Source organism: Methanosarcina sp. UBA5 (genome assembly GCF_002505485.1).
Classification (GTDB): Archaea; Halobacteriota; Methanosarcinia; order Methanosarcinales; family Methanosarcinaceae; genus Methanosarcina.
In genome coordinates this window covers 179,854-201,317 of record NZ_DAVG01000080.1, presented here as the reverse complement: position 1 = coordinate 201,317, position 21,464 = coordinate 179,854, and the positions used below count along the sequence as shown (strand labels likewise).

Genomic DNA, 21,464 nt, shown 5'->3' with positions numbered 1-21,464 from the left:
TAAGAAGGATTCCAGAGATGACTATTCAATAACTTATTTTTCAGTTCAGGATGCATTTCAAAGAGTTTCTTTGCAGTAATACCCTTGAATATCTTCACAATATCAGCAAGTGCAAATTTCGGATGCATTATTATGAAGAGATGCACATGGTCTGGCATTACTTCTTGAGTGACAAGAGTTACACCTTTTTCTTTTGCTATCTTTTCATGTAGCTCTTTCAAATCTTCAGCTATTTTTCCAATAAGGACTTTTCTTCTATATTTTGTAGACCACACAAAATGGTAATTTGTGTTATATACACAACCTCTTGCACTTATCCAGTGTTCTTTTCCTGCCATGTTAATATATACATATGGTTACCATATGTATATTAATTTAACGCTATTATGTTGGAGATGACGGGCTGTATCCCACCATTGAAATGGCGGGGATTAGTCCTTACTTGCTCCTAAATCTTATAGGTTTCTTAAAAACTCAAGACTTTCAATTCCCTCTTCTACAGAACTCATCTCTGTAACGAAAATTCCTTTATAATCCGAAAGCTTTTCCATAACTTGTTTCCAATCTATTGCACCTTTTCCAAGGGGCAGATGTTCATCTTTTTTACCCATGTTATCATGGATATGTACATGGGAAACATGATTACCCAACTGATCCAGAAACTCATCAACAAGACCTAAAGTATTGGCATGTCCGACATCAAAGGTAAAACCTACATTATGGCTTCCAATGGATTCAAGCATCTCAAGCATCTCGTCAGGATATTTTCCGAAAATCTTCGGCAGGTCGGGCATATTTTCGACAGCAATCAAGATTCCGAAATCCGCTGCAAAGTCACATATTTCCCGGAGAGAGGCAAGATTGATAAAATAGGCTTCCTGTGGAACCTGCGCGCCATAAGGAGAAAGATAGCCAGGGTGTACTACAGCCAGACTGACATAGTTAGAGGCAAGAGTCAGGTAGTGCTTCATCTGCCTGATGACTTCTGCCCTGACTGAATCATTCAGACCTGCCAGATTCATATCCGAGAAAGGCAGGTGCAGAGTAAGTTCGAGGCCTGTGGTTTCACTAATATTTTTTAAGTTCTGAATGTTCTTGCTGTTCAGGCACTGAGATCCTTCCTGTACGATTTCCCAACCTGTATACCCATAGTCTTCGAGCGTGTAAGCCCATTTGAAAGGGTCTTCAACTACTGCACGCGAAGAATAGCTGATTCTGTGCAATTGCATGACGAAAATTCATTCCTTTTCATTTATCAATATACATCTGTGGTGCGAACTGAGATATATTTAACTGAATTATTTAAATGAACTACTTAGATTAACTGTTTAAATGACTATCAAAACAAACTGTTTAAATGAACGATTTATTAGCTCAGTTTTACAAAATATTAGAGGTATTAAAAACATATTAAAAGTTTATGGAGAAATAAATGTGTGTTGCACTAACGTATTAAAACCCTTCAATCCCTCTCCACATAGTCCATATCTACCTCAATGACAGGTTTTCCGTCTTCAGTAAGGGGCAAAAGCCATTCAAAAAGTCTTTCCATTTCTTCCTGGGAATCAGCTCTGATAAAGACTTCAATAGATCCAAGAGATTCTTCCTGTGCAGGAACGCTGGGAATTCCAACAAAAGCGGCCTGCTTGTTAAGTGAAAAGCGGACCGAAAGCCCGTCAAGGGATAAGCCTTTGCCGAAAGCTTTGTTGCGAATACTATCTATAATTTCTTCCCTGCGAATGAGCCTATGCAGGGTTTGCAGAATGTCAATTTCTCCTTCCCCTGAAAGAAAAAAGGAAGGAGAAACTCCTGTTTCTGATTCTGTGGCTTCTGATCCTGTGGCCTCAATAGCTTCCTTTTCGAGTTCAATATCAGTAAAAAGGGATGAAACTGCTTTGATAACCTTTTCCAGGTCTTCTGTAGGATATACAGCTGCTGAAACCTTAACATGTATCATAAATCTGCTCCAGTAATTTAAAAATGATTTATTCCGGATTTTATTCAGAAATATATTCAAGAGAATTACGCAGCGGGGTTTTTTCCGAAGTAGTTGCTCAAAACTTCAATAACATCCTTTTTGAAAGTTTCCAGAGTTGAATTATTTTCAATTTCGATATTGGATGCCTCTATAGCTTTTCCCATGCCCCAGCTGAGTTCTCGTTCATCCCGATTGTGGAGCCCTTCTATACTATTCATATCATCGCTTCTGCCTCGTTTTTGAACTCTGGAAAAGCGGATTTCAATAGGAGCGTAAATGGAAATCAGGACAAAACCTTCTCCGAATTCTCGCCTGAAGCATTCCACTTCGGCAATCCCGCGCACCCCGTCCACAACAACAAGATCAGAGCCAGCATCCCTGATTTGGGAAATGCAGCGTATGGCGACTGCATCCATACCCTCGCATTTGCGAAGCTGTGTTGCAACCATTCCGGTATTGGAGTCATTGGGTTCAAGCCCGCACCTTAAAACTTCCTTCCGGATCACATCACCCATATTAATAACGGGAATACCCATTTGAGCAGCAATTCTAGCAGCTTCCGACTTCCCAGATGCTGGCATGCCTACGAACGCTATTATCTTCATCAAAAATTACCTTTTAAACTTTAATTATTGAACTTAAACTATTAACCTGAGCCATTAGATCTGAATTATTAACTTGAATAATAGTGAATCATTGAATGTGAATTTTCTAATCGCGAATTATTGGATTTGAATTATTGAATCATTAGATTTGAACAGAAATCTGAATATTATCGAATCCTAATTTCAAAGGTGAATAAAGCTAAAATTATAAATTTAAGCAGTAAGCTGGATAATGTAGTCCATAAACTAACCGTGAAACGATATGATTCTAGTCAAATCACAGGATCGTATATATTATTTCCTGAAAACTAACACCTGGATAATAGAAAATAAGCCAGAGCGCAAAAAACTGAAGAAACTGAGATTAAGGAAAGGTCAGAGATAGTCAAAAAAATCTGAAGTAAGAAAGTTAAAAAAGGTCAAGGAAACCCTGAAAAAGTGAAAAGTTAGCAGGTGGGCCAAAAAGTCTAGGATAGAGAATATGATGATCTCATCCTTATGAAAAATGTTTTATTCTTATGAAAAAGATCTCATCCTTATGAAAACATCTTGCTGAAGACTGAAGTTTTAAAATCTACAAGGGGCTTGAGCCTGTAATCCTCAAGAAGTACTTTACGGGTGCTTTCTACTGGAACGCTCAAGGAAATTTCTTTCGTTCGACCGTAGCGGCCTTTACTTACAACCACTGCGTTGACTATACCCAACATATCAAGTTCGGACATGAGATCGGTAACCCTGCGCTGGGTAAGAATATCCACATCAATATGGTGGCAGAGCTGGCGATAAACATTGTACATCTCACCAGTTGTGACATTCTTACCTTCTCTGCCCCTGTTTCGCAAAAGAATGATACTATAGAGTACAAGTTTGGACTGGGTGGGAAGGGTTCTTACCACTTCGACCACGCGATCAATTTCGATTTTTTCCTGAGCGCGCCTTACGTGCTCTTCAAGAACCTGAGGCTGATTTTCCCGTTCTGCAATTTCCCCTGAGACTCGCAGGAGGTCAAGTGCGCGCCTTGCATCGCCGTGTTCCTGAGCTGCAAAAGCGGCGCATAAGGGAATTACCATCTCACCGAGAGCGTCGACGGTGTAAGCCATTTTTGCTCTTTGTTTCAGGATATCACTTATCTGTTCAGCGTCATAAGGAGGGAAAATCAGTTCTTCTTCACCCAGGGAGCTTTTGACCCTGGGATCCAGAAATTCAGTGAATTTCAGGTCGTTTGAAACGCCGATCATACTGACTTTGGCTCTCCGAAGATCTGTATTGATTCTCGACAGATTATAAAGAACATCATCACCTTTTTTGATCAGCTTATCGATTTCGTCCAGAATTATGACAATGACCTGCTCTCTGGAATCGATTGCCTCCTTAAATTTCATGAAGACCTGGTCAGTAGGCCACCCGGTCATAGGAACTTCTTCTTCGAAATGTCTGGCAAGATTTGCAAGGAGCCGGTACTGTGTATCGATTACTTCACAATTGATATAAACAACCGAACAGAAAAGTGATTTGTCTTCACTCACCCTTTCAAGTTCTTTTCCAACGTAGCGAGTAACTGCGGTTTTTCCTGTCCCGGTTTTCCCATAAATAAGTACATTGGAAGGAGTCTCTCCTCGGAGTGCAGAAACCAGGATTGTCGCAAGACTGTTAATTTGCTCGTTTCTGTGCAACAAAAGATCAGGAGTGTAAGAAGGCCGAAGTACTTCTTTGTTTTTGAAAATTGATTTTCCGTCAAGTAATTTTTCGAATAAGCCGTCTAATGATTGAGCTTTTATCATGAATGACCCTCTATAAAAATTATGATATTAAGCATTTAAGGGATTAAGATACTTCTAACTTGGATGATTAATATAATGCAAATAATCAATATTTTAGATTAATTTATACAGTAACTTAAATATGTAAATTATTAATATATATAATAAATTAATTATTATAGTTAATAAACTCTGTACTACCTTCTATTTACCTTATTTAAATGTTTTACTAATTTTAAGCGTTTTACTGCTGCCTGAAATCAGGAGGAAATTTTACAGTCTGCAGCCGATTTTAATTATCCGAATCCATAACTATTGAATATTTGTGCTTTTAGAGCTGCGTTTTAGAGTTACATTTTTAGAGTTACGTTTTTAGAGCTATGTTTTTTAGAGTTGCCTTTTTAAGGACACATTTTATAGTTCTCTTATTAGAGTGGTTTTTAGTTTTCCTGCTCAAACGCTTAGGTAATTGTAATCATAACTGCTTGACAAGCTCTAGACTGATGTTACAATAGCCATTGAGTAGTTTCAATAATTATTGTGATGGTCATCAAGTAATTTTAGAGGGAGTTGTAAATTGGGGTTCAATGGGGGTTCTATGCAAGGGATATTTGGAAAGGGGAGAGGATTAAACTTTTAATTCCAAATTCTTAGTTCTCAATATCTAGAACTAAAGTATACTTTAGGATTTCTGAGATTTTACTTCATTATTGTTTATACCTTTTATGAAAAACCCTATGAATCCTGTTCATGAAGAGAAAGGGATAGAAGATACATATTTCTTATAGTTAATGCCTGAAACTCTTATTTTCTACTAATTGCTGATAAAATGGCGGGCAAGTCTTAAGTATTAAGATACTTCGCAAGCCCAGATGAAATCTATATTTCGGATTTTTCTGGATTTTCTTTTGTCAAAACTTTAGGTGAAATTGGTTTATAAACAAGTAAGTTTAAGCTATATTTGCAGTAGATGCAATGGAAGTACACCGTATTAATTGTTATGGTAAAGACCCGTTTATTTCTAATGGAAACGACTTTTACCTTAAATATTCTATATAGAAATCAGCATCATGAGACCAAATACATCTGAGATAAAAGATTCAAAATTCCAGAACCAATAGAGGTTGAATTTAAATCCTTCATTTCGTATGGAAACAAATTATTAAAATTTTTGAGATTATTAAATAAAATCAGAGAATAAAAATTTTAAGATAAAATTAGAATTATGTAAATTGAATTGCTCGTAAATAATGAGTTTTTATAACTTCCAGTAAATTTAAAATAGTTTTAGATTTAAAACTATTTACATCGGGAAATTGAGAAAAAGATGAGGTAAATAAGGAGAAAGGAAGAGCTTGTTTCATTAAAAAATTACGAAAATAACAAAAAGTTAGGAGATTTAAGAAAGTTAAGGAAATAAGAAAAAGTGCAGAAAAGAATGAAAATAAAGTAGACCCCTGTATTTCGAATGGAATGTTTATATAACCCCCGGACCCCATGATTTCCATTAAAGGGATTTTAGATTCAAAACCGCAAAATAAAATAAGATTTCATTTTGTTTATATGCAAAATAATGTTGTTTTGTTATAAAATTAATAGTATAAATATCTTATCATTAAAAAGATCAGTTATTTTAATCAGTTTTTTAGAAAGTATTATTAATAAACAAAAATCAGAAAAATAAATTTTTTCTTAAGACTCGTAAATTATTTACATGTTCTTAGAAATTTGCTTCTTCTAGACCGATGGAAATTGTTCCAATCGAAATATAGGGGTCTCCCTCTGAAGCAGACATTCATATGATTACGATAACCTAACACTAATTTTTTAGATATCAAATCGATATAACAACCTACTATTTTTACCCTCTACTGCATACTTTTTTCCATATTTTCCTATATTTTATGTTTTTCTTTGATCTATTTTTCCTTTCTATATTTTCCTATTTTTATTCAACTAATTTCTTTCTATCTTTATTTTCCTATTTTTATTCAACTAATTTCTTTCTATCTTTATTTTCCTACTTTTATTCCACTATTTTCTTCTATCTTTATTTCGTTATTTAGTGTATATCCTCTTGATGTTTCCTCGCTCTGTTACTGTTTACATATCTTTTTTGGAACTTTTTCTTTATCTTTCAATCACATATCTAAAATTAATTTCTTTTGAGGTTTCGTTAGTAGAGTTACTTAGCAGTTTACCGGCTATATTCCATAAGTCTTTTAAATAAAACTAGTTTTACTTTATCCACATGAATGAGCAGGGTCTTTCTGAGAGAGAGATATTTTCCTATCTAGAAGATGTAAAGTCAGAAGATACGGATTACTATAGGGTTTTGAGTTCAATGTGCACTCATCCGCATAGAATTGCAGTTGAGGCTCACAGGCTATTTATTGAGGCTAACTTGGGTGACCTGGGACTTTTTGCAGGTGCCCACAGACTGGAAAAAGAAGTGATCAGGATGCTGGGAGAACTTCTTCATGCTCAGTCTGTTAAGACTCCTTCCGGAGAATCCTGTGAGAGTTCGGTTTGCGGTTACCTTACAACAGGAGGCACGGAATCCAATATTCAGGCTATTAGGTGCATGAAAAACCTCGTAACTGAAGGCGGGAAAAAGTCAGGTAAGATCCTGAATATAGTTGTTCCCGAGTCAGCTCACTTCTCATTTGATAAGGTCGCCAATATGATGGGCATTGAGGTTAAAAGAGCTCTTCTGGATTCTGAATTCAAGGTGGACATTGCATCTGTGGAAAGCCTGATTGATGAAAACACTATCGGACTAGTAGGGATAGCAGGAAATACGGAATTCGGCCAGGTAGATCCGATCGAAGAGCTTGCAAAACTTGCTCTTGAGAATGAACTTTTCCTTCATATTGATGCGGCTTTCGGAGGGTTTGTGATTCCATTCCTTGAAAATCCATATTCTTTCGATTTCAAAGTTCCAGGCGTTACCTCCATTGCAATAGATCCACATAAGATGGGACTTTCCACAATCCCCTCAGGCGCCCTATTATTCAGATCTCCTTCTTTTATGGACTCCCTTAAGGTAAATACTCCATATCTTACAACAAAGGCTCAGTTTACTCTTACAGGCACCCGCAGTGGAGCTTCAGCCGCTGCCACTTACGCCGTCATGAAGTATCTGGGACGTGAAGGATACAGAAAAAATGTACAGTATTGCATGCATCTTACCGCAAAGTTGGTCGAAGAAGCTCGAAAACTCGGCTTCGGACCTCTGATCGAGCCTGTAATGAATGTAGTTGCCCTGAGAGTTCCGAACCCTGATCTTGTACGGGAGCAACTTCTTAAGAAATTTGGTTGGAACGTCTCAATTACCCGCAACCCAAGATCTCTTCGCCTGGTCCTGATGCCTCACAACACAGCCCGTGATATAGAAGAATTCCTGCAAGATCTAATAAAAGTAACAGCAGAACTCTAAATCTTACTCTTAGTATCTTTTCTATATCCTGTTAATTTGCTAATACGTACTAATCACGTACAAACAGATATGTATAATATTATCGCCAATATTACCGCCAAATAATAAAAGGGGTAAGTTATCTTTATGAAGAAAAATTTATAAGGCAACTTGATCAGGGGAACTTACAAGACGACTTTATGAGGAAAGGTTCATCAGGGGAGTTTATGAGCAAAGTTAGGGAAATTTACAAGCAACTCTAGCGGGACTTATGGACAGGACTCGCTACGAATTTCGATTCTCCATGAGCTGTATTATTCTTGACAGTCTGGACCTTATATTTTAAATTCAGATTCAGCTTTACTTGATTTAGCGTTAGTTTATATTCAACGAGCCTATCCTATAACTCAAAACTACTTCTGTAGATCTCGAATTAGGAAATAATCAATAAGTTTATGATTACGAAAAAAATGTTCTGAAATTCTTATTGATCTGAGGATAAAATTAGTTTTGGAATGAGCTCAACATTTAGTCATCTGTTTAATATTTTAATGTTATAAAAATGAAAATGGGGGTATTTATTTTATGAAATCGTCAGTGAAAATCGGAAGTGTAATGGGTATACCTATAAGGCTGCACATAACTTTTCTTCTCATATTACCTATATTTGCTTATGTGTTTGCGATCAACCCGCAGCCTTTCGGTTTTGAGGGAGTTGAGCCGTCTATCACAAGATACTCGCTTTCAGTCCTGACCGCCATTCTGCTTTTTGCTTCGATCCTTCTACATGAACTTGCACATTCATATATGGCAATGCGTTACGGGGTCAAGATTGAGAGCATCACTCTCTTCCTTTTTGGGGGAGTATCGGCTATGGAAGAGATACCCAGAAAACCTGGTCAGGAGGCAAAAATGGCTTCTGCTGGACCCCTTACAAGCCTTGTAATAGGCTTGGCCTGCCTTTTTATATATGGAAATTTCATTTCCCTTAATCCTGTTCATTCTCAAAATCCGGTATACCTTATCATTTGGATTCTTGGAGTTATGAACCTTGTACTCGGGATCTTCAACCTGCTGCCTGCTTTTCCGATGGACGGAGGCAGAATACTTCGCTCTTTCTACGCGAGAAGAATGTCTTATGTGAAAGCTACCCAGAGTGCAGCAGCCATGGGGAAGTTTTTTGCCGTTCTCATGGCAATTTTCGGAATTCTCGTAGGAAATCCCTGGTTCCCTTTGATTGCGCTCTTTATTTATGTCGGCGCATCTGAAGAAGAGCGTTCTACTCGGGCCGAGGTAACCCTCGAAAATATTCGGGTCAGGGATATTATGACCAAGAATGTGGTTTCAGTCAGTCCTTCCATGAGCGTGGAAGATCTTGTTAAATTCATGTTTGAGAAGAGACATATGGGTTACCCTGTAATGGAAGGAGACAGCCTGAAAGGAATTGTGACGTTTACAGATATCCAGCGTATTCCTTCTGTTGAACGCCCGGTGGTCCAGGTATCGGATATTATGACCAGAGATGTTCTCTCGGTATCTCCGGATGCGCAGGCCAGTGATGTTCTGAGACTTGTATCGTCTAAAAATATCGGACGAGTTATGGTTATTGATAACAGATCGGTCGTAGGGATACTCTCAAGAACGGATCTTGTACGGATCCTGAAACTGAGGTCAGAGTAATTCCTAAATACTCTCATTAGGGAAATTTTCAAGCAAGGAGATTTTTAAGTCATTAAAGGAGATTCCTGAGCGGAATATATCAAGAGGGAATTGTCAAAATGGGTTTTATCAGGGAGTTTATCAAAAATGATCTGTCGAGATAAGTTTTCATCAAAAGATATTTTTATCAAAATATCATACTCTCTTAAATTTTTCACATGTAAGCCCTTTCTAAAATTAACAAATTTCTAAAATTAGAATAAAGGTATATTGGATAAGTTTATAAACACTTATATAAAATAAAGATTATATAAATTAGGGCTAAAATCCGAAGGCAAGAAAACACAAATCCAGGGATAAAATCTGAAGACACAAAATATGAATCTAAGGATAAAATCTGAAAGCAGCAAAATATAAATTCCTGGCAGATAATTACCACCAGTTAATTATCTGCTAATAGCTTATCTGCTAATAGCTAAGTTTTTTTATAGCTTGGTTATTTTATGTGAAGAGCTTAATTACTCATTAATTACTCATTAATTACTCATGCGATTAACTGCAGTTCTTCAAGTGATGTATTCTCACGCATCACCTTAACTCGTCGCAGCAGAGAGATTAACAATGAACAAACCTGAAATTACAGATTCTCAGGACAAGGACCCTGACTACAATTTTCATAGTTCATCTCAGGAGTCAATATATTCTATGGACAAACTTGTGACCGAATCCACAGAAAATTCTATTTCTGTTGGAAAGTCTAAAATTTCTGGTTCTTCAATTAACATGCCGCAGGAAAACAAAACTCCTGTGCCAGTATCCAAAATAGAACCTGACGAGCTTGAAACAAAACTTGACATAAGTTCCGAACTTATTTCAGAACCTATTCCTGATTCGGCTTCCGAAGTTTCAATTCCTTCACCTTCCCAATTCTCGGATGCGCATCAGGCTGAATGCCAGCCATCAAGAGTTGTGCTTATAGGAACCGCCCACGTCTCGGAAAAGAGTGTTGCCGAGGTCAAGGCTACTATAAGGGATCTGAAACCGGATATTGTAGCTGTCGAGCTTTGCAGGGGACGTTATGATTCCCTAAAGGGTAATGTGCAGGAAAGGCAGGTCCCTATCAAGGAAATTCTTACTGAAGGCAAGGTTAACTATTACGTCATTCATTGGCTGCTTGCCTATGTGCAGAAAAAGATCGGTGACGACATGGGTGTAAAACCCGGAGCTGAGATGCTTTCCGCAATTGAGGAAGCCGAATCTATCGGGGCTAAAGTTGCCCTAATTGACCGGGATATCCAGGTGACTCTTCAGCGCTTCTGGGGAAAAATGAAGTTCCTGGAAAAAGTTAAGATGATCGGCTCCCTGTTAGGTGGCCTAATAGGAATAGGAAAAGGGACCGACATCGATATTGATAAAATTACAGAAACCGATGTTGTAACTGGCCTCGTAAATGAACTTAGAGATTTTGCCCCGACTGCAGCTGAAGTTCTCATTGATGAAAGGGACGCATATCTTGCAGGAAGCATCCTCAGGGTTGCGGCAGGTGGAAACAAAACTATTGTCGTAGTAATTGGAGCTGGACACAAGCCAGGAGTAACTAAGTACCTGAAGAACCCGAAAACCGTTCCTTCCCTGGATAGTCTTATACAGGTTCCAAAGAAACGCATAGGCCTTGGAAAGATTGTTGGCTTTGCTTTTGTTGCCGTTATAGTTGGATTTTTTTTGCTGTTGCTGCTTTCTGGCGTTCCGCTGAAACTCCTTTTAATAGCCTTCGGATGGTGGTTTATCATTACAGGAACCCTCAGTGCAGCCGGTACTTTACTTGCAGGTGGCCATCCTTACTCAGTTCTGACTGCCTTTTTGGTTGCCTGGCTAACCACTCTGCACCCTCTTATTGCCGCAGGCTGGTTTGCTGGTCTTGTAGAAGCAAAACAGCGAAATCCTACCACTGCAGATATAAAAGCCCTCGCAGGAGTAGAAACCTTCAGGGAAATGTTCAAAAATAAGTTCATGCGAGTTCTCCTTGTCGCAAGCTTTGCAAACATAGGAAGTATGACAGGGACCTTCGTTGCAGCTTATGTCATGATGCATGTAACTGGCATTGACCCGAGAGATATTCTACTTTCTGGGTTCAACGCAATTGGGCTCTAAAGTTTTCGATATCTAAACTGGCTTGATCCAGTTTGACTCTAAAGTTTTCGATATCTAAACTGGCTTGATCCAGTTAGACTCTAAAGTTTTCGATACCAAACTGGCTTTAATCCAGTTAGACTCTAAGTTTTCGATACCAAACTGGCTTTAATCCAGTTAGACTCTAAAGTCTTTGATATCTATGTTTTTTGATATTCGTAATATGCTGATGTTTCTGGAAGCCTGGTTCCCGAATATTCTTCATTTTTCTGATTCTATGGGGTCTTTTGCTCTATATTTCCCGGGGATCACTTGGTTCTTAGTATCGCCTGATATCTGTGAACTCCTCGCATTCCTGAGAACACTAAAACAGACCCAATAAAAGATTACTATGCTATTTTATATAGCATCAAAAATCAGCCAGGGTAGCCAACCTTTAATTTTTCTTTATTTTATCTTATATTGTAAAATTATCATTATATATGGGCTAAAAATGAAAGGAAAAAAGAATAGAGAAGGAAGTAAAAAAGGAAAAACTTTAGAGTTCAGAAGAGCTCATGCAGTTTGAACTGATATTTACCCAGCTTTCCACCATAGTTTCCTGCGGAGATCTTCTTAACGCCTGGAACAGTTACAGCGGCTTTAATTCCTGCTTTCATGGCAGCTTTTATGCTTTCTTCATCAAGCCCGTTAATAACTATTTCATAAACAGCATTCACATCTGCCGGGATTTCAGTGTTTTCAACCTTATCTTTTATGGAAGGGCAGAATTTTTCATTAGCAGTAGCTTTCAGGAACTTGTATTTATTTGCTCCAGATTTGGAACCGCTGGCTACAATGCCACCAGGGAAGGGGGTAATTGTACCTTCAATCTCTGCAATTGCATCGACAGCAGCTTCGGCTGCGGTTAGGGCAGTCATCTGTGAGTCTCCGAAGATGAAGAAGTTTCCACCTGCAATTCCAGCTATAGCTCCTATATTTTCTTCGGCCAGGAAATCCCCTTCCATAATTGGCACCTTATATACTTTGCGGCCTGCAACCTGGGTTTCGGATTCCATGCCGTCTGCAAAGAACTTAAGCTTAAAGCCTACGTTAAATTGTTTTTCAGCTTCAGGAAGTCCATTGAAGACTGCAGTTGTAGGGGCTGTAAGTACACACTGCCCAATCCTTTCAAGAAGTTGCTCTTCCAGAGCTTCATATTTGAAAGTGCAGATGTGGGCATAAACTCCAGGCCTGCCATCTGGTGTCTCGCTGGGGCTTGCTAACCTCTCAATTCCGGCTTCTGCGGGACACATTATAACGGATGTTGCAAAGCCTGTAGCTTCAGTAGCTGCCACAAGGGCCCAGCGCTTGGTAGCAGCTGTTATGAGTACCCGTGCAATCTTGATCGGAAACGCTTCTGCATATGTATCTTCGATTTCTACTCCATTGATTTCCATAAAAATCTCTCATTTGCTTATTATTGCTATCTTGAAATTAGTTCACGAATGATTAGGCTTGGTTTTCCCTGCTTTTCAGTCTTCTATAAGTTTTCAGAACTTTCCAGATATCTTACAGAATAACTTAGAATATAGTATTTACTCAAAGGGTTACTCAAAGAATTTTAGAGTAGTGCTCAGAGTGTTATTTTAAGTATACTTAATGTATAATTCAAGTATACTCACAGTATCACCTAAAGTATACTTAATGTGTTGCTCGAAGTATACTTAAAATGTACTAAGAGTGTACTCAAAATGTATTCGAAGTGCTACATTACCTTAGATTTAGCCCCAGATACACATTTAAAGTTTTATGCTACTTTATTTTCTTCCGCTTTATTAATCGGGCTAACAATGTCAATTATAATATTTATATCAGATATATAATTTTTCAAAGAAAAGGCAAAGAGACGAAAATGGATTAAAAAGTGAATTATTTTGAAAAATGACTTACTTTATAAACCCAATAATATTTCTCAACATATCTCAATAATATCAAAAAAGTAAAATGAATTTAAGGTAAGAACAGATTAAAAATAAGTAAAAGATAAAATGAATAAGGGAAAAATAGAATAAAAATAAAAATAAGTAAAAGATAAAATGAATAAGGGAAAATAGAGTAAAAATAAAAACCGATTAAAGATAGAAACCGATTATTTCTTTTAGATTATCTTATCTCCTTTCAAAATAGTCCTTATTAGGAGATCGCCAGTAGAAGTGTCAAAGGTTACTGTACGCCCGTAATTTTTTCCGGTATCCTCAGCTATAATTGGTATTTCAAACTTTTCCAGGGTGTCTCTGGCCCATTCTATGTTTCTTTCACCTATGTTCAGGTTCCGATTTTCAAACATATGCGCTCCCCCGACAAGTTTTGCTTCGAGCCTTTTTCTGGATGAGCCCTTTTTAAGTATCTCAGCTTCAAGATACTCTATACCGGAATCCGTATATTTTAAAGGGTTATCTTTTATCCTTGCACGACTTATACTCGGAAGCATCGTATGAATAAGCCCTCCTATTCTCTCCCGCTTATCATAAAGTGTTATACACACACACGAACCCAATCCGAAGGTTTTAATTTTAACCGGACTCCTAGCCAATGCACAGGCTCCTATTCCCACTACAATTATGCCTGAGTCGGTCACCTTGAAAACCCTTCTAGTTTAGAAATTTCTCTGGTTTAGAAGTAACTAGAAATTATTTAAAAACTGTTTAGAAATTATTTAGAGATTGTTTAAAAGTTGGGATTGTTTAAAAGTTCTGTGTGAATTATTTAATAATAATTATAATTGTTTAGAATTTATTTAAAAATTATTTAGAACCAATTTAAAACTTATTCAAAAGTTATTTATATATGTTATTTCTAGTTTATTTAAAAGTAATTTATATATAATCTTGAGTTTATTCACAGTCATCTGATCCTATTTCAATTAAGCACAAATGCCAGATTTTTCAATAAACATTTTAAAAATTGTTTTCTCATAAATATTTGTAATAAATCAGGCTTCCGGTTAATCAACTCATTAGTTCTTTTTAAAAATGATCTAGAGAAGCAGAATCGAACAAAGTTTAAATATTCCCGTAAATTTTCTCTTCTTTTATAAAAAACTCCGCATTGAGCAGGAGGGCGAAGTCTGTCTTACAACTCATTTCCGTGAGTCAGAATTCAGGATCGAGCCAAACATATCATACACCGTAATAAGGTGTTGGGATTAGAATATTAAGATCCAGAAACTTCGAAAGCGCAGTTACATAAGTTCCTGCTAGGATATGGCCGACTTCTTCCATTAAATACCTGTTCATGGTATCAATCAGACCTATTCTTTTTTCACCCGAGAGAATCAAAGAAAGGCTTCTTATACTTTTTTCAGGAAAGAGTATCAATATCTAAGCCTTCAAGGTCTTTTTCGATATGCATAAATGATCCCAGAACTGGGAGTTTCGAAATGCCTATTATTTTCGGTATAAAATTCCTCAGGTTCTTGATTTCTTCCATAAATATCCCTTTAGATTTCCTTTATGTACAGGCGCTCTCTCGTATTGTAAGGTCTAAAGAGGTTTGGTGCAGTCCCAAGCAGTGTTTCGGACTTTCCTATTATAAAAAATCCTCCTTTTTCGAGAGCCTTGTAGAAATTAAGCTGTAATTGCTCCTGAATCTCCTTTTTAAAATATATCATTACATTTCGGCAGACAATAAGATCAAAATGATCGGTTCTGGGATTTGAAATCAAATCATGATGTTTAAATTGCGTTATATTCTTAAACTCATCTATTACCCGATACCTATCTCCCTGTTTCAAGAAATAACGTTCCTTTGTATCTGGATCAAGATTTTTAAGTGAATTTTCATCGTAAATGCCCTTTTTGGCTTTTTCCAAACTTTGAGCATCAATATCCGTACCTATAATTCTTATTCTATACCTATTAAAATCGGTTTTCAGGGTTCTGTGTAACAGGATAGCAAGGGAATAAGCCTCTTCTCCTGCCGCACAACCAGCACTCCAGATACGAATTGATCGGGTCAATGATCCTGATCTGTATTTAACAAGAGAAGGAATGACCTCTTTTTCGATTATTTTGAAGGTTTCGGGATTTCGGAAAAATTCACTGACATTTACAGTAAGAGCATCGAGAAGAAATTCATATTCTTGCCGGTCTTTCTTCAAAAGTTTCAGGTACGCTCCGTAACTCTCTGAATTGGTGGCTCGAACGCGCAAGTTAATTCTACGCCTGAAATGGGCTTCCTTATAATGTTCACAGTTAAAGCCAGTGTTTCCATTAATAATTCTTTTTAACAGCTCAAAGCCCGGGTCTTCCTCCAGATTTTGACCTATCATTATCTCTTTACTTATCTCTTCTTTATTTATTTGATTATCACTTGCCTTTCTAACTGGATTGTTACCCATTTCTTCACCGGCAGCATTTTTATCCAGGTTTTTTATCCCATTAGGGCTTCTTACGCATTTCAAATCAGGGAATTAACATCAATTATCAAAATAACGTTTCCGTTGCCCAGAATTGTTGCTCCTGCAAACCCTTTTGTATTGTCAAGAAGTTTGCTTTTGAAGCTTTTTACTATCACTTCCTGTTTTCCAAGCAGCTCGTCCACGACTATTCCAATATATTGCCCGCGTTTTTCAACCAGAACTACGAAAGTATTGTTCTCGTCGCCATCATCAGGCAGCTGAAACTGCCTTCTCAATCTAAAAAGTGGAAGAATTTTATCATCTATTAAAACGACTTCCTGTCCCTCGATATGCTTGATTTCCTGCGAGCTGATTTCGATATTTTCTACTATGCTTGTGAAGGGAATCGCATATTTTTCATTTCCGATTCTTACCAGCATAGCCTGATAAACCGCAATGTTTAGAGGCAGTTTCAATTCGAATCTGGAACCAAGTCCGGGTTTTGACTCGACTTTTACGGATCCTCCCAGGCGCTCAACGCTATTTTTTACAACATCCATTCCTATTCCCCTTCCGGAAATATCGGTAACGCTGTCAGAGGTACTGAGACCTGGAGTAAAAATCAGCTGCATTACTTCCCCTTCCTGAAGTTGCTCCGCATTTTCTCTTGAAATAATTCCTTTCTTTAATGAAACTTTCCGGATTTCATTGGTATCTATTCCACATCCGTCATCTTCGATTTTAATAAGGGCAAAATTTTCCTGTCTTGAAGCTGTAATCAGTATAGTGCCATTCTCTTTTTTCCCAAGTTTCACACGCTTCTCTGGAATTTCGATCCCGTGATCTATTGCATTTCTCAATAGGTGCACTAGGGAATCTCCGATTTCTTCGAGAATGGTTCTATCGAGCTTGATTTCTTTTCCTTGGATTATAAAATCGATTTTTTTGTTTTGTATGCGTGCAAGATCTCTTATCATTCTGGGATATATGTAGGTGATATGGTCTAGAGGTACCATTCTTGCCTCGATCACCTCGTCTTGCAGTTCTCTTGTCAGTTTATAAAAATCTGAAAGTGCAGCCTCAAGCTCCTTGGATTTCAGGTTGCATGTAAGCTCGTTTATTCTACTTCGGTTAATTATGAGTTCGCCCACTAGATTCATCAATTTATCAAGCTGTTCGGTACTGATTCTTGAGCTCTGAATAGTTTTTACTTTAGGACCCGATTTTGGAAAAGTTAGGATTTCTTCTTCTTTTTCTGGTCGGTAAATTTCTTTCGCAGTTTTTTTTACTTTATTAGTTTCTTCAATTTTTGAAAATTCTTTATCTCGACTGCATTTTTTTCCATTATCTTTTATTTTGCCGCCTTTTTTTCCACCCTCTTTGCTTTCGCCGTCGCTTTCTTCGCCAATTTCTGTTTTACTATCTTCGCTTTTACTATCCTCTTTTTTACTATCTCTATATTCACCCTCCTCTGTTTTGTTGTCTCCTACTCTGTCACCTTCCATTTCACTTTCTTTTTGTTCATTTTCTTCCTTTACAGATAGAGTTTTATCTTCGAATCTTTGAATAGAAGATTTTTCAGGAGAGTCTTTTACTCCCCTTAAGGTTTTTAGCACTTCGTAGACGTCAGGATAGAATTCGTATTTATTAGCCGCATCTTTTCTTTTTCCGGGCTCATTTCCTTTACCCTCGCAGACATTCTCTACAAGCCCCTCAAGGGTATCCACACATACAAAGAGAACGTCAATCAAAGAAGAATTAAGCACAATTTGCCGTGTGCGCAGCCTGTCTATCAAACTTTCCATTTCATGCGTTAACTCTACAATTTGTTTGAACCCCATAGTTGCAGCCATGCCTTTGAATGTATGAGCTGCACGAAATAACGTATTCATTTGTTCCGCGTTTTCAGGCTCATTCTCAAGCGCCAGCAGGGAATCGCTCAACTCTTTGATGTATTTCTCAGACTCTACCCTGAAAATGCCCATATATTTTGACATATCCATAATTTTCCCTGCCTTTCTGGAAGTTCAGATTTTTACTTTTTCATATTTTTTCTCAACACAGAATTCAGTTTGGGATTGAATTCTAGACTTGGTCTCGTATTCAATTCTGGTTTAATCCCAACATCTGGTTTAATCCCGAGTTTTAATTTAATTACAACACTTCTGGTTTAATGGCGGCTCAATCTTTAATTCAATACAGAGGTCCAGTATGAAGAGTTAACCTTTAACCTTAAAACTCAGACTGCTTTTTTAATTCGAAAAGTTAGCTTATCATTTTTACAATTTCTTCAGCCATTTTATCCAGAGGAAGCATAAAATTCGCCAATTTCCGCCTTACAACTTCTTTTGGCATTCCGTAAATCACACACGAACTCTGTGCCTCAACAATTACCTTTCCTCTCATCTTTTTTACTTGCTCAACTCCATCCGTTCCATCGCAGTTCATTCCGGTCAGAATTAGGGAAACGATTTTGGAGCCGTAAATTGGGGCGATAGACCTGAAAAGAGCATTTACTGACGGTCTTGAGCCCATTTCTTTTGGGCCGCGCACGAGAGGTGTACGATCTCTTTTTTACGACCGTTTACGGTCTTCTGTATGATTTTCCATATGATAGTTTCCGGAAGCTACAAGTACGCTCCCTTCCTCTATTATTTCCCCTTCCTGTGCTTCTTTTACCCTGAGAGCCGTTTTTGAATTAAGTCTTTTTGAAAGAGATGCAGTAAAACTTGCAGGCACGTGCTTGACTACAAGGACTGCGGCGGGGATATCGGCAGGGAACGAACCTAGAAGTTTCTCCAAAGCTCTTTTGCCTACAGCAGATGCGCCTATTGCAAGAACATTTCTTACGGAAGCCGTTGTTTCTTTCCGGGATCTGTTCTCTTCTATTTTTTCTTTTTTATTTACTTTCGGTTCTTCCAATTCTCGATTTCGCATGCACTCCAGATTTTCAAGATTGTCTTTTGCAGCTACGCGGATTTTTCTGCAAATTTCCTCTGCCATATCTGGCATGCTCTGACTAAGAATCCCTTCAGGCTTCTGGATTACATCCACTGCTCCATATTCAAAAGCTGTAAGCGTAATCTCTTCGACTCTCTCCCCGAGGGCTGAAACCATCACAACAGGAGTCGGACAGTCTTCATAATCCGATCAAGAGTCTTAAGGCCGTCAAGAATAGGCATAACATTGTCTAGAAGAACGACATCATGCCTTAATTTTTCAATTTTCTCAAGGCCGTCCTTTCCATTGGCTGCCGTTCCTATTTGCGAATTAAAGCAGAATCGTCTATTATGAGTGCGCGGATCGTCATCTCAAGCACTTTTTATTAAATGCAAAGTTTATTTTAGTAGTTTTGTCTAATAATATTTTGTTTAACAATATTCTGAGACATAGTTTTATTTAATACAACTTCAATAGTTTTATTTATGTAGCTTCAGTTAATGCAATTTGATTTAATAGTAGCCAGGATTTACCATTAGCCTCAAATCGGATCTAATTTGGCTCAGCAATTTTCCTTATTACATCCATCATTCCATCAGGTTCAAAAGGTTTTACTATAAAGCCCATAGCACCTATCTTCATTGATTCGGTTATGAGCGCCTGTTGACCAATGGAGGAGCACATTACTATTTTTGCCGCAGGATCCATTGTAAGAAGTTTTTGCAACGCCTCTTTTCCATCCATATCTGGCATAATTATATCCATTAACACAATATCGGGCTTTACTTCGAGATATGTCTGAATTGCCTCTTCCCCATCACTGACTTCAGCAACAACTTCATGTCCGTGGATCAGAAGAATATCTCTTATAACCATCCGCATAAATTCGGCATCGTCCACGATCATAACTCTGGCCATGCGTTTCCCTTCTTCCGTTCTTGAACAAGCGACAATATCGGATGATATTTATATCCCAATTTTTTGGAATGTCCCGACACATTATTCCTATCTTTGCCGAATCTCGCCTCTTGCCTGCGTATTCTCCAAAAATTTATGCTATGAATCAAAGGACTTTAGCTAAAAAGTTACTCGAGGTTAACAAATATAACCTGTGCAAGTTTATTTGTTAAGACATATTATCTCAATTGTGTAGAAAAGTATATACGAGACCTGCTATATTAAATTTTTTAATTGTCTTTATAAAATTAGAAAACAAAAACTTTATTTAAATGTTCCGGTTAATTAACACGTTAACAAACTATTTACAAAAGTTACCGGTTTTTTTCTCACTCTTCAGCCGAGTTCCGATTTTGATCTGTATATTAAAATAAAGCGTTAATTATATTATTTTTTATAAATAAAACGTTTCCATATTTGTTTTAAATTTTATCTGAGACTAATTTCAATTTTTCCTGAAATAATAATACCAAAAGTGATACCTGAATTTTAATAAATTAATTTTATTGCTGTTTATATATTGAAAATATGAATCTAAATTTAGCAAATAAATTTATATTGTTCCAAACTTCATATATTACTTAGTAAATTGAAAAATAACCTCGGAAAAATTTACATGCCTAAGGTACACTTGGGTAGTGCATTAATAGCTGGTTAATATTTTGTCTTTGAATGTTTTTGCTTAGTTTATCTGTTTTCTGAGCTTACACATACAGAAAATTTAGTGTACATAAGCAGAGCATTAGAGAGGAATACAAATGGAGATGCTCTGGAAAATATTAACTGGTTATTGATGGATCACCTACAATTGTTGAAGATAAATAATATTTTTATGACTTTCTGACCCTGGTTTTAGGGAGGACTAAGGTATACATGCTAAAGATACAAGGAAAAATTTCGTTTCATATTTTCTTGTTTCATATTCACTATAAAATTCATACTCGTTAGAAAATTCATATTCACTATAAAATTCATACTCGTTAGAAAATTCATATTCACTAGAAGACTCATTATTCAAATTTCTTTGACAGAATTTCACTTACTAAATCTTGTTTAAAAAATCTTGCTTACAAAATCTTTAAGCAACCTCCTTAGGAGTAGATTTGAATGCCTGAAATCCTGATTGTTGAAGATAATTTACTTAATTTGATGATCGAAGCAGACTTACTTAAGTCCTTTGGATATGAGTCGAAAAGGGCGAAAAACGGCTTTGAAGCTCTCGAAATTCTCAGTGAAGCGAAGATTGACTTGATATTGCTTGATATGGAACTTCCTAAAATGCACGGTCTTGAATTGCTTCAAGAAATCAAACTTAACCCTGAAACTCGGAGTATAAAGGTAGTTGCAGTCACAGGGTACTCTGATCCTGAAAGTAAAGAAAAATTCCTTAAGGCTGGATGCCATGCTGTTCTTGCCAAACCCATAAACTTTGGTGATTTTGGCTCACAGGTCGAGAATTTTCTTACAATAGCGGACTCTTGAAGATACTGGATATATGCAAAGATAAAAAGACAGTCGCCTAAAGGCAGGCTCGGTAGACGTCTAAAGAGATATTGAGTGAAACCGGGTTAAAACCACAGTAAATAATTTTTTTATCACGTTCTTTCTTTTAATAAATCAAAAAATTTATCAACTC

At 37.2% G+C, this 21,464-nt stretch carries 17 protein-coding genes and 1 pseudogene; 4 read left to right on the top strand and 14 right to left on the bottom strand.

Annotated elements, in window-relative coordinates; genetic code table 11:
• The 5 genes from tnpA to BP621_RS08765 form a co-directional block, all read right to left on the bottom strand.
• Positions 1 to 338, bottom strand: a 338-nt coding sequence (tnpA, locus tag BP621_RS08785) for an IS200/IS605 family transposase (protein ID WP_292389198.1), incomplete at its 3' end; no start/stop codon positions are given.
• A gap of 117 nt (positions 339 to 455) precedes the next feature.
• Entirely contained in the window at positions 456 to 1,229 is a 774-nt protein-coding gene (locus BP621_RS08780) for a sugar phosphate isomerase/epimerase family protein (RefSeq protein WP_292389197.1), read from the bottom strand.
• A gap of 233 nt (positions 1,230 to 1,462) precedes the next feature.
• Entirely contained in the window at positions 1,463 to 1,957 is a 495-nt protein-coding gene (locus tag BP621_RS08775; RefSeq protein WP_292389196.1) for an RNA-binding domain-containing protein, read from the bottom strand.
• A 65-nt stretch (positions 1,958 to 2,022) separates the two neighbouring features.
• A complete protein-coding gene (locus BP621_RS08770; RefSeq protein ID WP_292389195.1) occupies positions 2,023 to 2,583 on the bottom strand; it encodes a dephospho-CoA kinase in 561 nt (186 codons plus the stop codon).
• 536 nt (positions 2,584 to 3,119) lie between these two features.
• Positions 3,120 to 4,364, bottom strand: a complete 1,245-nt coding sequence (locus BP621_RS08765; RefSeq protein WP_292389193.1) for an ORC1-type DNA replication protein — start codon at positions 4,362 to 4,364, stop codon at positions 3,120 to 3,122.
• Between the two features lie 2,230 nt (positions 4,365 to 6,594).
• On the opposite strand from BP621_RS08765, the gene mfnA reads away from it, so the two are divergent.
• The 3 genes from mfnA to BP621_RS08750 all read left to right on the top strand — a co-directional run bounded on the left by mfnA (position 6,595) and on the right by BP621_RS08750 (position 11,571).
• A complete protein-coding gene (gene mfnA, locus BP621_RS08760; RefSeq protein ID WP_292389191.1) occupies positions 6,595 to 7,782 on the top strand; it encodes a tyrosine decarboxylase MfnA in 1,188 nt (395 codons plus the stop codon).
• Between the two features lie 564 nt (positions 7,783 to 8,346).
• Positions 8,347 to 9,441, top strand: a complete 1,095-nt coding sequence (locus tag BP621_RS08755) for a CBS domain-containing protein (RefSeq protein WP_292389190.1) — start codon at positions 8,347 to 8,349, stop codon at positions 9,439 to 9,441.
• A 600-nt stretch (positions 9,442 to 10,041) separates the two neighbouring features.
• Entirely contained in the window at positions 10,042 to 11,571 is a 1,530-nt protein-coding gene (locus BP621_RS08750) for a TraB/GumN family protein (RefSeq protein ID WP_292389189.1), read from the top strand.
• Positions 11,572 to 12,095: 524 nt separating this feature from the next.
• Here the strand turns inward: BP621_RS08750 and fhcD are convergent.
• The 9 genes and pseudogenes from fhcD to BP621_RS08705 all read right to left on the bottom strand — a co-directional run bounded on the left by fhcD (position 12,096) and on the right by BP621_RS08705 (position 19,789).
• Positions 12,096 to 12,989 (bottom strand): formylmethanofuran--tetrahydromethanopterin N-formyltransferase, encoded by an 894-nt coding sequence (gene fhcD, locus BP621_RS08745; RefSeq protein WP_292389187.1) that lies wholly within the window; start codon positions 12,987 to 12,989, stop codon positions 12,096 to 12,098.
• A 701-nt stretch (positions 12,990 to 13,690) separates the two neighbouring features.
• On the bottom strand, positions 13,691 to 14,170 hold the full coding sequence (locus tag BP621_RS08740) for a chemotaxis protein CheD (protein WP_292389186.1): 480 nt from the start codon (positions 14,168 to 14,170) through the stop codon (positions 13,691 to 13,693).
• A gap of 541 nt (positions 14,171 to 14,711) precedes the next feature.
• Positions 14,712 to 14,909 carry a chemotaxis protein CheC gene (locus BP621_RS08735; protein WP_292389184.1) on the bottom strand — a complete coding sequence of 66 codons (198 nt, stop codon included), beginning with the start codon at positions 14,907 to 14,909 and terminating at the stop codon, positions 14,712 to 14,714.
• On the bottom strand, positions 14,893 to 15,021 hold the full coding sequence (locus tag BP621_RS08730) for a hypothetical protein (RefSeq protein WP_292389183.1): 129 nt from the start codon (positions 15,019 to 15,021) through the stop codon (positions 14,893 to 14,895). Before BP621_RS08730 ends, BP621_RS08735 begins: the two co-directional genes overlap by 17 nt.
• A gap of 10 nt (positions 15,022 to 15,031) precedes the next feature.
• A complete protein-coding gene (locus tag BP621_RS08725; protein WP_292389182.1) occupies positions 15,032 to 15,994 on the bottom strand; it encodes a CheR family methyltransferase in 963 nt (320 codons plus the stop codon).
• Complete coding sequence (locus BP621_RS08720) at positions 15,991 to 17,934, bottom strand: chemotaxis protein CheA (protein ID WP_292389180.1); 1,944 nt, start codon at positions 17,932 to 17,934, stop codon at positions 15,991 to 15,993. Before BP621_RS08720 ends, BP621_RS08725 begins: the two co-directional genes overlap by 4 nt.
• Before the next feature lie 262 nt (positions 17,935 to 18,196).
• A pseudogene (locus tag BP621_RS08715) lies at positions 18,197 to 18,868 on the bottom strand (CheB methylesterase domain-containing protein).
• A gap of 179 nt (positions 18,869 to 19,047) precedes the next feature.
• The gene (locus BP621_RS08710; RefSeq protein ID WP_292389218.1) at positions 19,048 to 19,155 is read right to left on the bottom strand and encodes a hypothetical protein; all 108 of its coding nucleotides are present in this window, start codon (positions 19,153 to 19,155) and stop codon (positions 19,048 to 19,050) included.
• 268 nt (positions 19,156 to 19,423) lie between these two features.
• Positions 19,424 to 19,789 carry a response regulator gene (locus BP621_RS08705; protein WP_292389179.1) on the bottom strand — a complete coding sequence of 122 codons (366 nt, stop codon included), beginning with the start codon at positions 19,787 to 19,789 and terminating at the stop codon, positions 19,424 to 19,426.
• 1,146 nt (positions 19,790 to 20,935) lie between these two features.
• Between BP621_RS08705 and BP621_RS08700 the strand changes: the two genes are divergently transcribed.
• On the top strand, positions 20,936 to 21,310 hold the full coding sequence (locus BP621_RS08700; protein ID WP_292389177.1) for a response regulator: 375 nt from the start codon (positions 20,936 to 20,938) through the stop codon (positions 21,308 to 21,310).
• The last annotated feature ends 154 nt before the right edge of the window (positions 21,311 to 21,464 follow it).